This is a genomic window from Butyricimonas paravirosa (genome assembly GCF_032878955.1).
Taxonomy (GTDB): Bacteria; Bacteroidota; Bacteroidia; order Bacteroidales; family Marinifilaceae; genus Butyricimonas; species Butyricimonas paravirosa.
The window spans coordinates 4,911,498-4,929,578 of sequence record NZ_CP043839.1; the positions used below are offsets into that span (position 1 = coordinate 4,911,498).

At 36.9% G+C, this 18,081-nt stretch carries 16 protein-coding genes; 11 read left to right on the forward strand and 5 right to left on the reverse strand.

Annotated features, from left to right (window positions below):
- The first annotated feature begins 8 nt into the window (after positions 1-8).
- Positions 9-1,109, forward strand: coding sequence for a PdxA family dehydrogenase (locus F1644_RS19740; RefSeq protein ID WP_087422453.1), 1,101 nt, complete (start codon positions 9-11; stop codon positions 1,107-1,109).
- Positions 1,110-1,174: 65 nt separating this feature from the next.
- On the opposite strand, the gene F1644_RS19745 is transcribed toward F1644_RS19740, so the two are convergent.
- The 5 genes from F1644_RS19745 to F1644_RS19765 all read right to left on the reverse strand — a co-directional run bounded on the left by F1644_RS19745 (position 1,175) and on the right by F1644_RS19765 (position 6,403).
- On the reverse strand, positions 1,175-2,965 hold the full coding sequence (locus F1644_RS19745; protein WP_209279513.1) for a (Fe-S)-binding protein: 1,791 nt from the start codon (positions 2,963-2,965) through the stop codon (positions 1,175-1,177).
- Between the two features lie 56 nt (positions 2,966-3,021).
- On the reverse strand, positions 3,022-3,363 hold the full coding sequence (locus F1644_RS19750) for a 4Fe-4S dicluster domain-containing protein (RefSeq protein WP_027200982.1): 342 nt from the start codon (positions 3,361-3,363) through the stop codon (positions 3,022-3,024).
- Positions 3,364-3,470: 107 nt separating this feature from the next.
- Positions 3,471-4,502: an FAD-dependent oxidoreductase gene (locus tag F1644_RS19755; RefSeq protein WP_168044216.1), complete on the reverse strand. Its 1,032-nt coding sequence runs from the start codon at positions 4,500-4,502 to the stop codon at positions 3,471-3,473.
- 77 nt (positions 4,503-4,579) lie between these two features.
- Positions 4,580-5,656 (reverse strand): CoB--CoM heterodisulfide reductase iron-sulfur subunit B family protein, encoded by a 1,077-nt coding sequence (locus F1644_RS19760; protein WP_027200984.1) that lies wholly within the window; start codon positions 5,654-5,656, stop codon positions 4,580-4,582.
- Between the two features lie 54 nt (positions 5,657-5,710).
- Positions 5,711-6,403 (reverse strand): 4Fe-4S dicluster domain-containing protein, encoded by a 693-nt coding sequence (locus F1644_RS19765; protein WP_168044218.1) that lies wholly within the window; start codon positions 6,401-6,403, stop codon positions 5,711-5,713.
- 229 nt (positions 6,404-6,632) lie between these two features.
- On the opposite strand from F1644_RS19765, the gene rbr reads away from it, so the two are divergent.
- The 10 genes from rbr (at position 6,633) to F1644_RS19815 (ending at position 18,077) form a co-directional block, all read left to right on the forward strand.
- Entirely contained in the window at positions 6,633-7,211 is a 579-nt protein-coding gene (gene rbr / locus F1644_RS19770; RefSeq protein WP_087422450.1) for a rubrerythrin, read from the forward strand.
- Between the two features lie 860 nt (positions 7,212-8,071).
- On the forward strand, positions 8,072-8,596 hold the full coding sequence (locus F1644_RS19775; protein ID WP_168044220.1) for a UpxY family transcription antiterminator: 525 nt from the start codon (positions 8,072-8,074) through the stop codon (positions 8,594-8,596).
- Between the two features lie 11 nt (positions 8,597-8,607).
- Positions 8,608-9,306: a hypothetical protein gene (locus tag F1644_RS19780; protein ID WP_168044222.1), complete on the forward strand. Its 699-nt coding sequence runs from the start codon at positions 8,608-8,610 to the stop codon at positions 9,304-9,306.
- A 3-nt stretch (positions 9,307-9,309) separates the two neighbouring features.
- The gene (gene wecC / locus F1644_RS19785; protein WP_168044224.1) at positions 9,310-10,515 is read left to right on the forward strand and encodes a UDP-N-acetyl-D-mannosamine dehydrogenase; all 1,206 of its coding nucleotides are present in this window, start codon (positions 9,310-9,312) and stop codon (positions 10,513-10,515) included.
- 9 nt (positions 10,516-10,524) lie between these two features.
- Positions 10,525-11,709: a non-hydrolyzing UDP-N-acetylglucosamine 2-epimerase gene (wecB, locus tag F1644_RS19790; RefSeq protein WP_168044226.1), complete on the forward strand. Its 1,185-nt coding sequence runs from the start codon at positions 10,525-10,527 to the stop codon at positions 11,707-11,709.
- Between the two features lie 61 nt (positions 11,710-11,770).
- On the forward strand, positions 11,771-13,315 hold the full coding sequence (locus F1644_RS19795) for an oligosaccharide flippase family protein (RefSeq protein ID WP_168044228.1): 1,545 nt from the start codon (positions 11,771-11,773) through the stop codon (positions 13,313-13,315).
- A complete protein-coding gene (locus F1644_RS19800; protein ID WP_168044230.1) occupies positions 13,315-14,493 on the forward strand; it encodes a hypothetical protein in 1,179 nt (392 codons plus the stop codon). The genes F1644_RS19795 and F1644_RS19800 overlap by 1 nt, the downstream gene beginning before the upstream one ends.
- 3 nt (positions 14,494-14,496) lie before the next feature.
- On the forward strand, positions 14,497-15,786 hold the full coding sequence (locus tag F1644_RS19805) for a Coenzyme F420 hydrogenase/dehydrogenase, beta subunit C-terminal domain (RefSeq protein ID WP_168044232.1): 1,290 nt from the start codon (positions 14,497-14,499) through the stop codon (positions 15,784-15,786).
- On the forward strand, positions 15,783-16,925 hold the full coding sequence (locus tag F1644_RS19810; protein ID WP_168044234.1) for a polysaccharide pyruvyl transferase family protein: 1,143 nt from the start codon (positions 15,783-15,785) through the stop codon (positions 16,923-16,925). The genes F1644_RS19805 and F1644_RS19810 overlap by 4 nt, the downstream gene beginning before the upstream one ends.
- A 150-nt stretch (positions 16,926-17,075) precedes the next feature.
- Entirely contained in the window at positions 17,076-18,077 is a 1,002-nt protein-coding gene (locus F1644_RS19815; RefSeq protein WP_262889271.1) for an EpsG family protein, read from the forward strand.
- The last annotated feature ends 4 nt before the right edge of the window (positions 18,078-18,081 follow it).

The following is an 18,081-nucleotide window of genomic DNA, read 5'->3' on the forward strand; positions in this document are numbered from 1 at the left end:
AATAAACTATGGAAAACAGATTAAATGTAGGAATCACGCACGGGGATGTAAACGGAATATCTTATGAGTTGATCATAAAATTGTTGGCAGAGAATCGGATTTGTGAGTTGTGTGTTCCTATCCTATACGGGTCGCCTAAAGTGGCCGCCTACTACCGGAAGGTATTAAATATTGAAAACTTCAGTTTAAACACGATTCGTGAGCCGGGTGAGGCTAACGGGAAACGATCCAATATCATCAATTGCGTGGATGATAACGTGAAGGTTGATCTTGGAAAAGAGACTCCCGAATCGGATCAGGCTACCATGATAGCCTTGAAATATGCCTTGGACCACTTGGATCGGGACGAGATTGATGTGTTGACGCTGGCTCCCCAGGGACCGAATGCATTCTTCACGGAAGAGGCCGGGTCTTTGGTGGAATATTTGGGTAAGCGTTATAATACCGCGGATATTATGTCCATCTTGGTGAGCGAAAAGATAAAGATGGGTTTCGTGACCGAACAGGTTAAATTACGGGATGTGCCGCATCAGGTTACACAAAAGAATATCTTCAAGAAATTGACCTTGCTGGATGATACTTTGCGTCAGGATTTTACTATTTTGAAACCAAAGATTGCTGTTCTGGGGCTAAACCCACAGGTAAATTGCGGTCAGAATGGGGATGAAGAGGTGAATGTTATTATTCCGGCGATTGAACGAGCCCGAGAAGAGGGAATTATGGCCATTGGCCCATTCTCTGCCGAGCGTTTCTTCTCGGAGAGAATGTACGAGAAATTTGATGCTGTTCTCGCCATGTATTACGATCAGGGGGTTGTGGCATTTAAGTCCGTGGATGAGGAAAGTGCCGCTTGTTATATTGCCGGGTTACCCGTGATCTGTTCAATGTCTTTAACCGATCCTCATTATGATATTGTAGGTCAGAATCTGGGTGATGAACAAGGACTTCGTAATGCTCTTTATTTGGCGATGGATGTTTGCGTGCATCGGGAACAAAATATCGAGTTACAGAAAAACCCGCTTCCACATTATGATATTGCCACAAATAGTAATGAGAGCGATTTGAACGTGGAACAGATTGAAGGAGTAAAAGCGGAACTTGAAGATTAAGTTTTTTCTTTAGTTGAGAAATAAAAAACGGGATTCACTATTTTTATGTGAATCCCGTTTTTATTTTAGGCTTCTGCAACCAGTTCTGCAATATCTTTTACCGGGATTTCCGGTGAGGTTTTACCCAATGTTTTTTTACATAGCGGACAGGCCGAGACAATAACGTCCGGCTGGTATGCCGCGTATGCTTTCACTGTATCACTACTAATTTTCGTTTTTTGCGTGGAATCAATGGCCGTATTTGCCAAGCTACCCCCGCAACAGAGTGATTTTTTCCCATCATAGGCTGTCGGGATTTTCTGGCTTACTTGTTTCAATACGCTTTCGGGGGCGTCAACGACACCGCAACCTCTTCCCAGTTCACACGGGTTATGGAACACGGTTTTCAGATCCAGGGCGTTGACCTTTAATTGCCCCTCCTGAATCAGCATATCGATATATTCCGTGTGGTGCATGACTTTTATATTCAACAGGTAATCTTCCTTGAACGTTTTGTAACAAATCGGGCAGGAGGTAACCAATATATCAGCCTGTGAGGCATCAATCATTTGCAGGTTTTTATCCATGACCACTTGTGCCGCTTTCCAATTCCCGGAAAGAGCTAACGGACGCCCGCAACAAACTCCGGCTTGTTCATCAATGAACGTGTAGTCTGCTTTTGCCTTCTCAAAAATCTGTTGCATGGATTTTATAATGCCCGGGGTAAGATGACTCATACATCCGGCAAAATAAGCGACTTTAGCGGGTTTCACTTCCGGTTGGGGAACATAAGCATACGTGTCTTTCGTAACTCTCAATATATCTGGTCTTTTACTTTGGCGGATCGCATTCAGGTTGATACCCACGGGACATGAATTCTCGCAACGTCCGCACATCAGGCAGTCTTCTGCTTGTTGGGCGTATTCCTCTCGATTGCGCAGGCGACGGAGAAAATAGACGGGTTGCGTGTCATTTATATTACAGGACGTGTTCAATTGACAGGTATTGATACATATTCCGCAACGGGAGCAGGAATTGACCTGTATTTCACTGAATCCGTTATATTCTTTGCCTTGTTTTACTCCCCAGTTTTTCAAGAAGATATAGACCATTTCAGTCGGGATATGCATGTACCGGGAAAATGGTAATAGCAGGAAGAATAGTCCAAGCAAGGAGGAGTAGAGCCACCAGGCAGGATAAGATAAACTTTCCAAGGGTAGAAATTCGCTGAAAAAGTCCCCCGCATTATGCGTGAGGAAACTACCGCCTCCGTTCAGACCGCTAGTGAAACTTTCTGCCAGAAAACGTACGGGGAAAATAAGCCAGAGTACGGTTAGTATAAGCAAATCGTAAGCCCGTTGTTTCGTGGTCTTCTTCATGCCGAAAATACGGGAACAGAAACGTTTGGTGACAGCCAGTAAGATCCCGATTAACAGGAATGTCAGTATCAAGTCCATCAAGAACGCGAAAAACTCGCTGTACGGGAACGTCTCTTTTGCCGGATGGAAATAACGGAAGAAGATTGCAAAATAAGGTGGGTTGAAAGCACTGGTATGGTAAACCATGGATTCGATTTTCCCGACAACGATCAATAAGAACCATCCGAAAGCAAAGGTCATGTGCATGTATCCCAGCATCGGGTTCGTCTTGAATATATTATGATGCAACAAACTTTCCCGGAAAATTTCCCAGCCGGAACGAATGGTTTTAAGACTGAACAAGCCTTTGCGGATTTTTTTACGTTCTTCTTTCGGAAAGCTTTTGATCCACTTGTAGTATTTCACGCACAAGTATCCCAGTAGCACGACCAGCCCGATTGTGAACGGCAGGACAAAGTGATCGTAATATATTTTGTTCGTGTATTCGTATTGCTGCATAATAATTGAAAATTGAAGATTGAAAATTGAAAATGAGGGGAACGGGGCCGGTCATTTCAGCTTTTCAATTTTGTTTTTATATAGTTGAGCATTTCTAAAATCATCTTTCGGGTTTCCACGCCTCTTGGGCAGACCAACATGCATTTTCCGCACAACATACATTTCTGTAATTGCTCTTTCGCCTCTTTATTTTCGCCTCTCTTCATGAGCATCTGTATCTTCCGGATGTTAAAGTCCGTGAGATTTCCTGCCGTGCATCCTGCCGTACATCCGCCACAGCCAATGCACAACTTGCTACTGGGAACCACACGTGCGATATGTTCCGTCATGGATTTGTCGTTCGTATCATAATTGATACTCCGTGTTTCCGATATGCTATAACCCCAAAAATTGATCATCTCTTAATTTTAAATCCTATTAATTTCTTGATTTAGTGATTTCCGATTCATTGATTTTTCCCCTCTATCCAACGCTCTTTTTAATCACTGAATCCTGGAATCGACAATCACAAAATCTTTTTAAGTTTCACGTATTCTATAATGTTCATGGCTGCCGAACGGGCATCGGCCAGCGTGTCGGTCAGGTTCATCGGGGCACTTCCGCATCCGGCCACGAAAACGCCTTCGACATTCGTGTTGTTGTTACGATAGTGCGGGTCTTGGGATTTGATGAAACCATTGGGAGCCAAGTTCAAGCCTAGCGTGTCTGCCATTTGGCGACTGCCTTCCGAGGATTCCATACCGACCAACAGGATCATCATATCAAGCGTCATGCGTAAGGGTTTCCCGACAAGCGTGTCTTCCACCTTGATCTGTAATTGCTTGTTCATGTTTTCAGCGGCCTCGGACAATCTGCCCCGCACGAATTTGATATTATATTTTTCCTGTGCATCCCGGTACATTTCCTCGTAACCCGGTCCGAACATACGCATATCCATGTAGAAACAGAAGATTTCCGTGTCGGGTAATAGTTCCCGAAGTTCAATGGCTTGCTTTACCCCGGTGATACAACAGAGTTTGGAGCAATGGTAGTTGCATACCTTTTCGTCACGGGAACCCACGCAATGGATGATCCCGATGCGTTTGGGGGTATTCCCGTTTGCCATTCTGATCGAGTGGTTGTAGAACATATTCTCCAGTTCCACGGAGGTGATCACGTTTTCATATATCCCGTAACCATATTCTTCCTTCCGGCGGGCATCGAAAATTTTGAATCCCGTGGAGACTAGCAAGGAATCGCCTTCAAGCAGGCTGCCGTCGCTGAGAGGTACAAGAAATCTACCCTCTTTGTTCTTCTCGATTTTCCGGGGTTCCATGCCCAAGTGTAACTGAATTTTCGGGTGATTCAGGTTTTGTTTTAATATATCGTTCAGATCCTTGGCGGATTTCCGGTCTGGAAACAATTGGTACCAATTGTTCAAGTTACCGCCGGTTTCGTTGTTTTTCTCGACTAATTCCACGTCGATTCCTTGACTTGCCAGTTGATGCGCGGCTTCGCAACCTGCCGGACCTCCTCCGATGATGATGACTTTTGCCATATATTAATTGAAAATTGAAAATTGAAAGTTGAAAATGAATGACTTCATGGTTCTTTTTCCAATTTTGTGGTTTAACATTATAATTTTGACACTCTCAGGTACGTGGGGCATTTCGGGGCCCCGATGTCTTCTCCCCGGATGTTTTTGAATTTTGCTTCCGGGTCATACGGGATGCCCATTTTATCCAGCAGGGGTTCCACTGAAACCTGGTGCATCTGCAACCCGATTTCCCACGGGTCATACCCCAGAACGAGAGCTGTGAGTTCCTCGTAAGTCAGCACGGGAATACCGTAGCCGTCCTGTCCGTAGGTGGTTCCTTCCATCTCGCTGATCGTGTATTGCCATTTGTCCATGAACATGGCGCACCCCGGACAGTTTGCCACGATAAAGTCGGGTTCGTAAGGTTGCATGGATTCAAATTTCTTTTTCGAGTTGGCCACGGAATATCCCCGGTTGGCCATCACGAGATACTGGCGAAAACCGAAACCGCAACAATGTCTTCTTTCCGGGTAATCGATTACATCGCCGCCCCAGGCATAAATCATACCGGATAACACGGCCGGAAATTCGGCTCCCCCAATTCCTTTCGTGGGGAACATTTTCGAGTAATGACACCCGATGTGATCCACCCCCCGGAGAGGTCTTCCCGTGTGAACGTCCACCAGCTTGTATTTTGCCTGGGCAGCGATCTCGTTTCTGAACTTATAGATTATGTCTGATGTGTGAGCAAGATTTCTAGGTTTTTTAAATTCCCGTTTGGTGGCTTTCCAAAGGAATTCTCTGATTTTTTCTTCGACTTCCGGGTGGTGGTGCCATGTCTCCAATATCTCGGTGTAAATACCGAAAGATGTGATACAAGAGGGGGTCATGTTTTCGTACCCGGCCTCGGTCATGAGGGCAAAATGACGGGCGACTACCGTCATGATTGTTTCTGCCGGAACGATGTCCGAATGATAACCGATCCCGGTGCAAGTTGTGTGTCGCGGATCATCAATAACATCTTTCGCCAGTTTATTCTTCATAATATCCAGGTAAGCCCATTCCGACCCCGGGAAGAAAGTCTGGCGAATACAACTTCTCGCGTAAAAATAGTGATCATCGGCTATCTCTTTCTGATAATCTTTCCATATCTGTTGTTTACCCTCTAAATTCATCTCGCTATTTTAGTTCCTGTTAATTGCTTGAATTCGTTTTAAACTTTTATCTTTCTACTGGTGTTTCCCGCTGTTTTCCATGTATGTTTTCAGGAAATAAGCCTCTTCCAGATCAACTTTCTCTTCGTCGGCCACGTGTTGGGAGCAACTGTCAATTTTTTCCAAGAATTCAGTTCCCCCGGTGACATCGAAAATTTTCCGCAATTCATCCATACTTTCCGAATCCACTTCCCGTAATGCCCCGGCTCCCGGTTGACGGTAGTTCGAGTGCATACGTTCGTACACGTCATCCAGATGCTCGTATATCCATTCCCACACGGGTCCTTGCTCCGGGTGCATTTCCGGTTTCACCAGGTCGGGAGTAACGCAATATCCTCTTTTGAGGATGGATTCTCCGATCACGTGTTTTAGCGCGTATTGCTGACGTCCTTTTTCCGAATAGACAAAATATCCCAATTCCTGGGATGCTTTTCTTAATGCCATGATCACGAGGCCCGGCGTGTTGCAGCGCGGACAACGAGTTTTACAAGACATACATTCCCCGCAATACCAGATCGTGTTGCTTTTCAACAACTCTTCGATCTCTTCTTCATTCCCCCGTTGTACGGTTTCCACGATCACTCGCGGGTCATAGTTATAGAATTCGGCTGCCGGACAAATTGCCGTGCATACCCCGCAATTCATACAGCTATTCAGCCCTTCGATGAAATGAATATCTTTTTGTAACTTTTTTAAAATCTCTGACATAACTAACTCTATATGGAAAAATTACTCGTCATAATTCTTTTGCATACAAAAGTATATCTTAATATTTTGCAACTAAAGGAGAGAAATGCTTAAAATGTGGGGTATTTATACTACCATCAAGTTTTCTTGATGGGTAGTGGTTACAGGTTGCAGGTTGGCCGGTTACAGGTTCGGATCTACATAGCTTGTAACTTAAGACGTCCTTTTCCCGTAAGAAAAAGGAAAAACCATGAACAAAAGTGTAAAGGGTACTTTAACAGAGGCCAATCTTTTAAAATCATTTGCCGGAGAATCACAGGCAAAAAATCGGTATACTTTTTTCTCTGAAGTAGCGAAAAAAGAGGGGTACGAACAGATAGCGGGCATATTTTACGAGACCGCTTTGCAAGAAGAGATGCATGCGAAACGTTTCTTCAGCCGTTTAGAAGGCGGAATGTTGGAGATCACTGCCGCGTATCCTGCTGGGGTTATTTTGGACACGGCCAGTAATCTGGTTGAGGCCGCGGAGGGTGAGTATGACGAGTGGCATCACTTGTATCCGGAATTTGCTAAAGTGGCCGAAGAGGAGGGATTTAAGGATATTTCCGTGATGTACCGTATGATTATCGAGGCGGAAAGAAATCATGAAACAAGGTATCGGAAACTCTTGTCGAACTTGCAGGATGGTATCCTTTTTGAACGCCCGAAAACGGTAAAATGGTATTGTCGCAAATGCGGGTATGTCCACGAGGGCCCCACGGCTCCTAAAGTTTGTCCGGCTTGTCTCCATCCGCAAGGATTCTTTGAATTACTGGTAGAGAATTATTGAGATGAGTAGCATGAGTACAGGAACCTGAAAATGAATTTTGTCGTTTTCAGGTTTTTTATATAATTCAAATTACAATAATTACTGTCATAGATAATTAAGATAAGGGATAAGTATTATGCCGTTTATATATATATATGGCTTCTGCGTTGTTGCTTAAAAACAAAATACCAGCTCAATCTCATAATGGTGTTGTAGGACAAATTGGACTATATTTCGTGACTACAGGAAGATTATCATTATTTCTTTGGTTCTGTGGATAGTATACGCTTTTCGGGTTCGGGGAATTTCCGGTTAACGTGAGATTGGATATTTAATTAAGAAATTGTGACGGATGAGGGAATAATCGTAGATACTCTCATCTGTTTTTTATGTGTGTTAAAGTTTGTGTACCAATAGGAAACAAAAGATTTGTCCAAAGAAAAGTAGGATGATAAAAAGGGATTGATATTGAAATGTTTATTGTGTTAATAAACGATCGATTATTGCGTTGCAAATATACTAATTTTTCATGCTTACAAATGGAATGCAGATATTTTTTTTCTTTTTAACCATCAGGAGGTTGACATATTTGCCCAAAATGAAAAATTATTAAATATGTTAATATCATCAATCGATCGTTTTTTTAGATCAACAGTCTAGAATCAGTAAAATCAGATTATTTGCGTGGGAATGAATATGATTCTTCCAAAAGACAGTTTTTACGTGCTGTACCTGTTTAAGGATGGTGCGTGAGGCACATGGGCATAAAAAGTTAAGCCTGATTCTAAAGGTTAGTGCGCGAAGCGTATCTACGTCAATCGTGATATATAAATTTTTTATTAATCAATCACGAGAATTTCCAGATTTCACAAACTATAAATATGTCAGAGGGTACGAGAACATTGCATTGGTATGCGGCGTACACTAAAATCAATCAGGAATTGACGATTAAAAAGCGGTTAGAGCACTTGGAGATAGAAAATTATCTCCCCATGCGTGATGAAGTTCGTGAAACTTCTTCCGGTAGGAAAAACGTGCGGGTAATCTTGATCCCTCATTTGATTTTTATTCGAACGGATCAAACAACAGCTTTCTCGTTACTGAATGAACATGGTTTAAACGTCGTTTACCTGAAAGATTTAGAAACTCGTCATTTGTTGATTGTTCCCGATAAGCAAATGCGTGATTTCATGTTCTTGCTTGACTTTTCAGATTCCACCGTGGAGGTGATTAACGAAGAGTTGAAGCGAGGTGATCGGGTAAGAGTAATCAAAGGTCCGCTAATAGGGCTTGAAGGAGAATTGCTCCGCATAAAGGGGCATAAACGCGTAATAGTGCGCCTGGAAGGGGTCGTTTCTGTGGCAACCTCTTACATTCCGGGATCATTCCTAGAAAAAATTAAATAGAGATAGTGGCGATGAATCTTAATGATTTGTACAAAAAAGTATCGGTCATCCCAATTGGAGATTTCCCTCCATCTGCGTTGTCCGGTTTATTGCATGGGTATATCTCAATCTATTCCATCGTGCGAGTAAACCCGTGGTTGGAAGACGTGTATGGTAGCCAATGGGATATCCATGAACGGATTCGTGAAATAGCGGGAGAATTAGCTGATCTGATACAAGATCCATCTATTGCATTGGAAGATCGAGTTGGACATATTGCCGACTTGATGGAAACTTATTTGACTTATTCCGACATGGATTTCCTGGATATAGCTTTAGATGCAGCTTATGGGATAATATCACTGGAGGGTAGCGATGAGATTGTATTACCTTGTCGAACGCCGGAGATGTGTCGGTTGTTGTGTAGTTGTTATTATTTCACGGGGGAGGAGGAATGTGCAAGGTTGGCAAAGGAGATAATGATGGAATGGGAAAGTTGTGTGAAAAAAGTTTCTAAAGATCTAGAACAATTGAATGTATGGAAGTGGCTTCAGGCAGAGGAGTTTTATGAGAATATAATTGAGGAAAAGAGGAAGGAGATGCAATTAGGAGATATGAATCTTGTTGGGAATAACCTTTTGGTTGGGCTAAAGATTGAGGGGCAGGATTTGAGGTGTGTTTCTTCATGTTTTGATGTATTAGCAACAAAAGAATATATTAATTTAAAATAATTTATGAAAGCTTGTTTCATGGGGTTAGGCTATATTGGTCTGCCCACGGCTATTATTGCCGCAAAACATGGTATTAAAGTTACCGGGGTGGATATAAATCCTGGTGTTGTCGAGTTGACAAATCAAGGAAAACTCCATATTGTGGAACCGGGATTGGAGGCATATTTGCAAGAAGTTGTAAAAACGGGGAATTTAAAAGCTTCTTTGAAACCGGAAGTTTGTGAGGCTTATTTTATGGTTGTTCCCACTCCTTTTAAAGGAAATCATGAGCCAGATATTTCTTACGTGGAGGCTGCCACTCGCTCTGTATTACCTCTATTAAAAGCTGGTGACTTGTATGTGATAGAGTCCACTTCCCCCATTGGAACAACAGAAAAAATGAGGGAGTTGATTTATGGTGAACGACCGGAATTAAAAGATAAAATATATATAGCTTATTGCCCGGAACGAGTATTGCCGGGAAACGTGATTTATGAATTAGTACATAATGATCGGGTAATTGGGGGAATTGATGAAGAGTCAACAAATAAGGCTATTGAGTTTTATTCACAATTTGTTCAAGGAACCTTACATAGAACAAATGCTCGTACAGCTGAAATGTGTAAGTTGACAGAAAATTCTTCTCGGGATGTGCAGATCGCTTTTGCAAATGAGTTATCCTTGATTTGTGATAAAGCGGGAATCAACGTGTGGGAATTGATTAACTTGGCTAACAAGCATCCTCGTGTAAATATTCTTCAACCCGGTTGTGGCGTTGGGGGACATTGTATAGCTGTTGATCCTTACTTTATAACAGCGGATTTCCCGATGGAATCTAAAATTATAGCTAATGCCCGGGAAATAAATAATTACAAGGCATTCTGGTGTGCGGAAAAAGTACAAAACGAGATGTTGAAATTCGAGTTAAAGCATCATCGTAAACCGATCATTGCCATGATGGGGTTGGCTTTCAAACCGAATATCGATGACTTACGAGAATCTCCTGCAAAATATATTACAACTAAAGTGATGCAGTCCTGTAGTAATGCGGATATTCTTGTCGTTGAACCTAACGTACAAGAACATAAAGTGTTTAAATTGACTGATTACAAGGAAGCTTATGATCGGGCAGATATTGTCGTGATGTTGGTCGCTCATGATGTGTTCAAGACTTTGTCATGGACAGATCAGAAAGTGATTCTTGATTTTTGTGGTATTTATAAGAAATAGATTGTTTTGATGAAAAAAATAATGTTAGTTTTTGGAACTCGTCCGGAAGCGATTAAAATGGCTCCTCTGGTGAAGGAATTCCAAAAATATCTGGAACAATTTCAAACAATTGTTTGCGTGACGGGACAACATCGGGAAATGTTGGATCAAGTACTTCATATATTCGAGATTACTCCTGATTATGATTTGAATATCATGAAACAAGGACAGGATTTATATGATGTGACGGCACGGGTTTTAACAGGAATGCGTGATGTTTTAAAAGAAACTAATCCTGACATTGTTTTAGTACATGGAGATACAACAACGTCAACGGCAGCGGCTTTGGCTGCATTTTATCAACAGATACCGGTAGGTCACGTAGAGGCAGGTTTACGTACTCATGATATCTATAGCCCTTGGCCGGAGGAAATGAATCGTCAGATAACAGGACGAATCGCAACTTACCATTTTTCTCCGACGCCTTTAAGTCGTCAAAATTTGTTAGATGAAGGTGTTTGTGATGAAAAAATTACGATAACAGGGAACACGGTTATTGATGCCTTGTATATGGTAGTTGAACGGATAAAAAATGATAAAACACTAGATTTCGGATTGAATTGTTCTTTGATCAAAGCAGGGTATGATGTGGATCGTTTAAATGAAGGTAAGAAATTGGTATTGATAACGGGACACAGAAGAGAGAATTTTGGTGAAGGTTTTATTAATATCTGTAAAGCTATAAAAGCATTGGTCGAAAAATATCCGGATGTGGATTTTGTTTACCCGATGCATTTAAATCCGAATGTAAGAAAGCCGATACATGAAGTGTTTGGAGAAGATTTATCTGATCTAAAGAATATGTTTTTTATTGAACCATTGGAGTATTTGAGTTTTGTGTACTTGATGGAGAAATCAACAATTGTGTTGACTGATAGTGGTGGAATTCAAGAAGAAGCTCCAGGATTAGGAAAACCTGTTCTAGTTATGAGGAATACAACGGAACGTCCAGAGGCATTGGAGGCAGGAACCGTGAAATTGGTTGGAACGGATTTTAATAGAATAGTGGAGGAGGTTTCCCGTTTACTAGAAGATCAAAATTATTATGGAATAATGAGCGAAGCTGTAAATCCTTATGGAGATGGGAATGCGTGTAAAAGAATTTTTGATTTTGTTACGGGAATAGAAAAAAGGTATGATGTTTTTGGGGTATAAAATTTAATTTGTGATTTTACTTGAAATATAATTCATTGAATCAAGATAAATATTTTGTATAATGAAAATTGAGAATGGTAAGAGAATAGCCAAAAATACATTAATGTTGTATTTTAGAATGTTAATAACAATGGGAGTAACTCTTTATATTTCTCGTGTAGTATTAAATACGTTAGGTGCTGAAGATTATGGAATTTATAATGTGGTCGGTGGAGTTGTAGCTATGCTTGCTTTTTTTAATAATTCTTTATCGATAGCAACTCAACGTTTTTTTAATGTAGAAATGGCGTGTGGTGATATTGAAAGTTTAAATAAAGTATTTTCGACTTCAGTATTCAGTTATTTTATTATTGTTGTGATTATTTTGGTTATTGCGGAAACGGTAGGATTGTGGTTTGTAAAAACTCAATTAACGATACCTGTAGATAGAATAGATGCTGCTATATGGGTTTATCAATTTTCGATATTTACATTTATAATAAATATTTTAAGTACTCCTTATAATGCTGCTATTATTGCTCATGAACAAATGAGTATATTTGCATATATTTCAATAATAGAAGTTTTGTTGAAATTATTTACAGCTTTTCTTTTAATCTATGTAATGGTAGACAAATTGATATTGTATGCATTTCTGTTGTTATTAATATCTTTTCTAATTCGTTGTTTATATGTGATTTATTGTAGATCCCATTTTGAGGAATGTAAATTTCATTTTGTAAAGGATAAAAGGTTATTGAATAAAATTTTTTCATTTTCAGGTTGGATGCTTACGGGAACGCTGGCTAGTGCTTTAAATACTCAAGGAATAAATGTATTGTTAAATATTTTTTTTGGTCCGATTTGTAATGCTGCAAGAGGGATTGCTTATCAATTACAAGGTGCAATATTAGCTTTTATTCAAAATTTTATGACAGCTGTTCAACCACAAATTATGAAGTTGTATTCCAAGGGTAACATTGTTGACATGACACATTTAGTGTATGGTGCAACTAAATATTCTTTTTTTCTACTTTTATTATTAGCACTCCCCGTGTTAGCAAATACCAAATTTGTTTTACAAATTTGGTTACATGATGTTCCTGATAATACATTGATATTTACAAGGTTAATAATAATAGATTCATTGATTAATATATTATTTATTCCGTTGGGAACAATAACTCAAGCGAGTGGAAGAATAAAATTTTACCAAATAGTGGTTAGTCTTTGTTTTATTTCGGTTTTTATTTTTTCTTTTGTGGCTTTTGTATTGGGTTATCCTTCATATTATGCTTTTCTTATAAGTATATTTGTAAATGTACTTGGCCTCTTTTTTAGGTTGCTGATCTTACATAAATACTATGATTTTGATATTTTTATGTATATGAAGAATGTGTTAGTTCGAATTATTATTGTTGGATTAGCTTGTATATTATTGTCATTTTTTATTCATTTTGCAATAAATTTCTATATTAAATTTGTAGACAAATGGAGTATTTTCTTTTCCTCTGTCTTTTTGAATTTATTGGTTGTGTTTTTTTGTTGTTGGATATTAGGATTTAGTTTAGATGAAAAGAGATTAATTAAATCCAAGATAAAGTTATTTATTAAAAATAGATTTTAATGCTTACTATAAAATCACCTTTGTGTACAATTGTGGAAGGTAATTCTAAAATTGAAGTTACAATAAAAGAGGATCAAACTGAAAAAAAATTATGGTATATTGTTGACAATAGAATGCAGGATTACTTAACCTATAATCTTGCAGATGCTTATATCGTAGGAATTTTAATTTATGCAATGAGTAAAAAGCATAAGATTATTAGCGAAATACCTATTAGTGAATCTCTTTATTTTTCTTTGGTAAAGTATTTAATTCCATTTTTAACTCATATTAATAATGGATTATTTTTTATAGAGATAGAAGCTCCGCTTTTTGCAGGTAAATATGATTCTAAGTATGTTGGGACGGGTATTTCATGTGGAGTTGATTCATTGAGTACAATTGTATATCATGGTGTTAACGAGTTGTGTCCTAATTATAAAATAGATACGCTTACATTATTGAATACAGGATATTATGGAATAGAAGATAATAGTTCAAGGCTTTATAATAAATACGTAAAACAATCAGAGGATTTCTCTTTAAATAATGGTTATCATTTTCTTACTGTTGATTCAAATATTGCGTCATTAACTAAGTATAAATTTCTTACGGCTCATACCTTTTTAACTTGTTCTTGCATACTCCTTTTTCAGAAATATTTTAAACGTTACTATTATGCATCTGGATATTCTGTGTATAATTTTGAGGCAAATTTTGATGACTCTGCTTATTATGATATTTTTCTATTGAAATGTATTTCAACAAATAATATTGAATTTATTTCTTCTTGCACAACAATGAAAAGAATAGAAAAAATTAGTATGTTGATACAAAAACCACAAATTTGTGATTCTTTATATGTTTGTACATCAGGTAATCCTCCATATAATTGTGGTAAATGTGAAAAATGTGTACGGACTTTGTTGGCATTTGACTCTTTAGGTAAGATTGATTGTTTACCTAAAACATTTGATAAAAGTATGTATTTAAAGAATCGAGTTTATTATATTGCATTTATGTTACGTTCTAGGAGAAATCAAATTTTTTATAAAGAAATTTATCAAAATTTTAAGTGTAATCACATAAGAATACCTGTTTTTGCCTATTTTTTACACAAACCTTTTCGATTTGAACTTATTGTATTTAAAGCTAAATTGGTTAAAAGTCGTATCGTGCGGTATTTTTTGCATAGATAACTCATGAATAGAAAAACAATAAAAGACATTGTAGGTAGCAATTTGTGTACAGGGTGTGGAGCTTGTACGACAGTGTGTTGTAAAAGTTGTATATCTATAGAGAAAACCAATATTGGAAGATTGTATGCCAAAATAAATGATAATTTATGCATAAAATGTGGGCAATGTTTTAGAGTTTGTCCAAATTTTAATGAGAAACTTCCATATAATCAATCGGATCTTTTTTTGGGGACGGTTATAGATACTTATATAGGGAAATCCTTGAATAAGGTTGTATATAATAATTCTCAAAGTGGCGGACTTGTTACGGAAATATTATGGTTTTTATTTGAAACCCAAAAAATAGATGCTGCAATTGTATGTAAAATGGATGTTGGTAAAATTACGAAAGCTTCTGCTTATGTTGTAGAAAAGAAAGAACAATTGCTCGATTTTCAAGGAAGTTGTTATATACCAGTAGATGTGTTGTCAATCTTGAATACTATTTCGATATATAAAAGTGTTGCAATTGTTGGTACTGGGTGTCATATTGATGGACTTATTTCTTTACAGACTAATGGTTTTTATGTAAATATAAAATATAAGATCGGTTTGATTTGTGATAAAGTGCTTTCTAGTACAATATGTGATGTTCTACTTTATGACAAAAAAGGTCTTAAATTAGATAAGAAAATATTCTTTAGAAAAAAAAATATCATGGTTAATGGGAAATTTTATTCTTATAAAGATGCTCCCATTGTGATACAATATGAAAATGGGACACAAACAGTTGTTCCTGCAATTCAACGACATATAATGAAAGATTTTTTGACATCTCCAAGGTGTTATTTATGTCATAATAAATTGAATTTGTTAGCGGATTTAGTGTGTGGTGATCCTTGGGGAATGAAAGGGGCCGATCTTCAATATGGAGAGTCTTTAGTTATGGTTCGTTCTGATGTAGGGAAAAGAATAATACAAGAAATGCAAGAAATGCAAAAAATTAATATACGATATAGTTCAATTGAGGACGTGATTCGTGGGCAGGCAATTACTAGAAAAGAAAGACAAACAAAAGACGTTTTATACATATATAGGAAAAAAGGTTGGAATATTCCTGTTTATATGCAGAGATTACTTTCTTTAAAAAGTCAGACTCAAGATGTAAAATTAAAGCGGATAATAAGAAATTATTTGTTACTTGAAAGACATTCTTCTTTTTATATTATAAGGGTGTTACAATTGAAATTATTGGTATATCTACTGAAGCAGAAATGTGTATTATTTATTAAATTAATTTGTAAATTGAAATGAGAATTCAGATAGATGGAACTGGGGTAATTAATAAAGGAGCTGAGTTAATGCTTTATGCTATTGTAAATGAGGTAATTCAAAAATTACCTGATGTTGATTTATTGTATAATGGAATTGGGAAGGTTCCTAGTTTTTTTAATGGGAAGGTGAAAAAAAGAAATGGAATAGGGTGGGGTGAGTTTTTAGAGCCTTTTCATGTCCAGAGTATATTGCGTCGAATTAATTTTTCATATAATATTTTTTCTCTTCGTTATGCATTATCAGGAATCGATGTCGTTATTGATGCAGGTGGATTTCAATTTTCAGATCAATTTTTTATCACTAATACTGATTTAAAACAACTTGAGAGATATTATTCGAGGTTAAAGAAAAATGGAACTAAAATAATCTTACTTCCTCAAGCCTATGGACCTTTTAAAACGGATATTGGTAAGAAAATAGCAGCTATTTTGAATACTTATGTTGATGTTATTTTTGTGAGAGATAAAGTGTCTTTAAATTATTTGAAAGAAGTTCAAATTGATTATGATAAAATAGTATTGTTTCCTGATTTTACAGCATTAGTATCCAGTGTGCTCCCTGAGAAATATGCTTATTTGCAAGGAGCTGTAGGAGTAATACCAAATTATCAAATGATAAAGAAAACTTCGACACATGCAAATGATTATATCCATTTTCTGTGTAGTATAATAGAACATGTTAAAGCAAAGGGATATAATGTATTTATGTTAAATCACGAGGGTGAATTGGATTTGAGTTTATGTAATGATGTGAACTCTTTACTTGATTCAAAAATAGAAATAGTAACAGGATTAAATGCATTAGAAATTAAAGGTGTTATTTCTCAGTGTTATTTCCTAATTAGTTCACGTTATCATGGGATCGTGAATGCTTTAAATACTGGGGTCCCTTGCGTTGCTACAAGTTGGAGTCATAAATATAAAGAATTGTTTGGTGATTTTGGTTTGACAAGTAAATTAATAAATGTTGATCAAGGTAAAAATGCTCTATCAACGATCGATTCTTTACTTTTGATGGAAGAGAATCAGCTTGTTCGTGAGCAATTAAAAGAAGCACATGAATGTATTATCTCAAAAAATATTGCAATGTGGGAAATTGTTTGGAATAAAATTTTGTAATGTTTTTATGTGTAGATATATATGTTTTTGACATATTTTATATATATTTTTTTGATTTTATTTATGACCTATTGGGCTAGGCGAAGTTTGATCTCTTTTCAAGCTAATGCATCTGTTCCCATCATTAAATTAGACATATGGCTATCTATAATGTTATTTTCGATAATTATAGGTTGTCGATATATGGTAGGTGTAGATTATAAAGGATATTTAGAAGATTATAGAAGTGGTATTGATGGTTATGCTATAAGAAATTATGAACTTGCTTTTAAATGTATTGTTACTTTTTTGTTGAAAATAGATGCCCATTATATTTATTTTTTTATAATATCTGCATTTGTACAAATTTATTTTTTTTATAAGTCTTTTGATCGTAAGATTTATTATTTGTTACCATGGGCTGTTCCCATTTTTTTAATGACAGAATTAGGTTCATTAGAAAATGGGATACGACATTTTACTGCATTAATGATATTCTTCTATTCATTAAAATATATTAGAGACTCTTTATTTGGACGTTATGTACTAACGATTGGCTTTGCTTCTTTATTTCACTTAAGTGTATTGGTGTGTCTACCTTTGTACTGGCTTTTGCGTTGTAAAATTTTTAAAAGTATTGGAATACAATTATTTGGAATAATGATTTCAATATTTGTTTCTGAAAGAATTGTAACTTGGATTAATGATTATTTTGGAGGAATTATTTTTTTGTTAGGTTATGATGGATATCTGTCTGAATTGAATAAAGAAGGAGAAGGAGGATTAGGGTTTTATGTAAGTTGGTTTATAAATATTTTGATAATATTTTTATTTCCTCAATTATATAAAAAATATAAGCATGATGGTTTTATTGTGTATTGGAATCTTTTTTATATAGGTTTACTATTGAAACCTGCAACGGATTTTATTTTAGTACTAGGGCGTATAAATTGGTATTTTTATAAGATAAGATTTTTGATATTTGCATTTGTTCTACACTATTTATATTGTAAATGTAAGGAAAATGATTTTTTTTACTTTCTATTTTTTATGTTCTTATTAAGTATAATAATCTTTTTTTTATATGAAGTATATGTTGGTGCTAATCAAATGTCTCCATTCTATTTTTTTTGGCAAGAAACGGAATATGTTCCAGTACATAAATATAATTAAAATG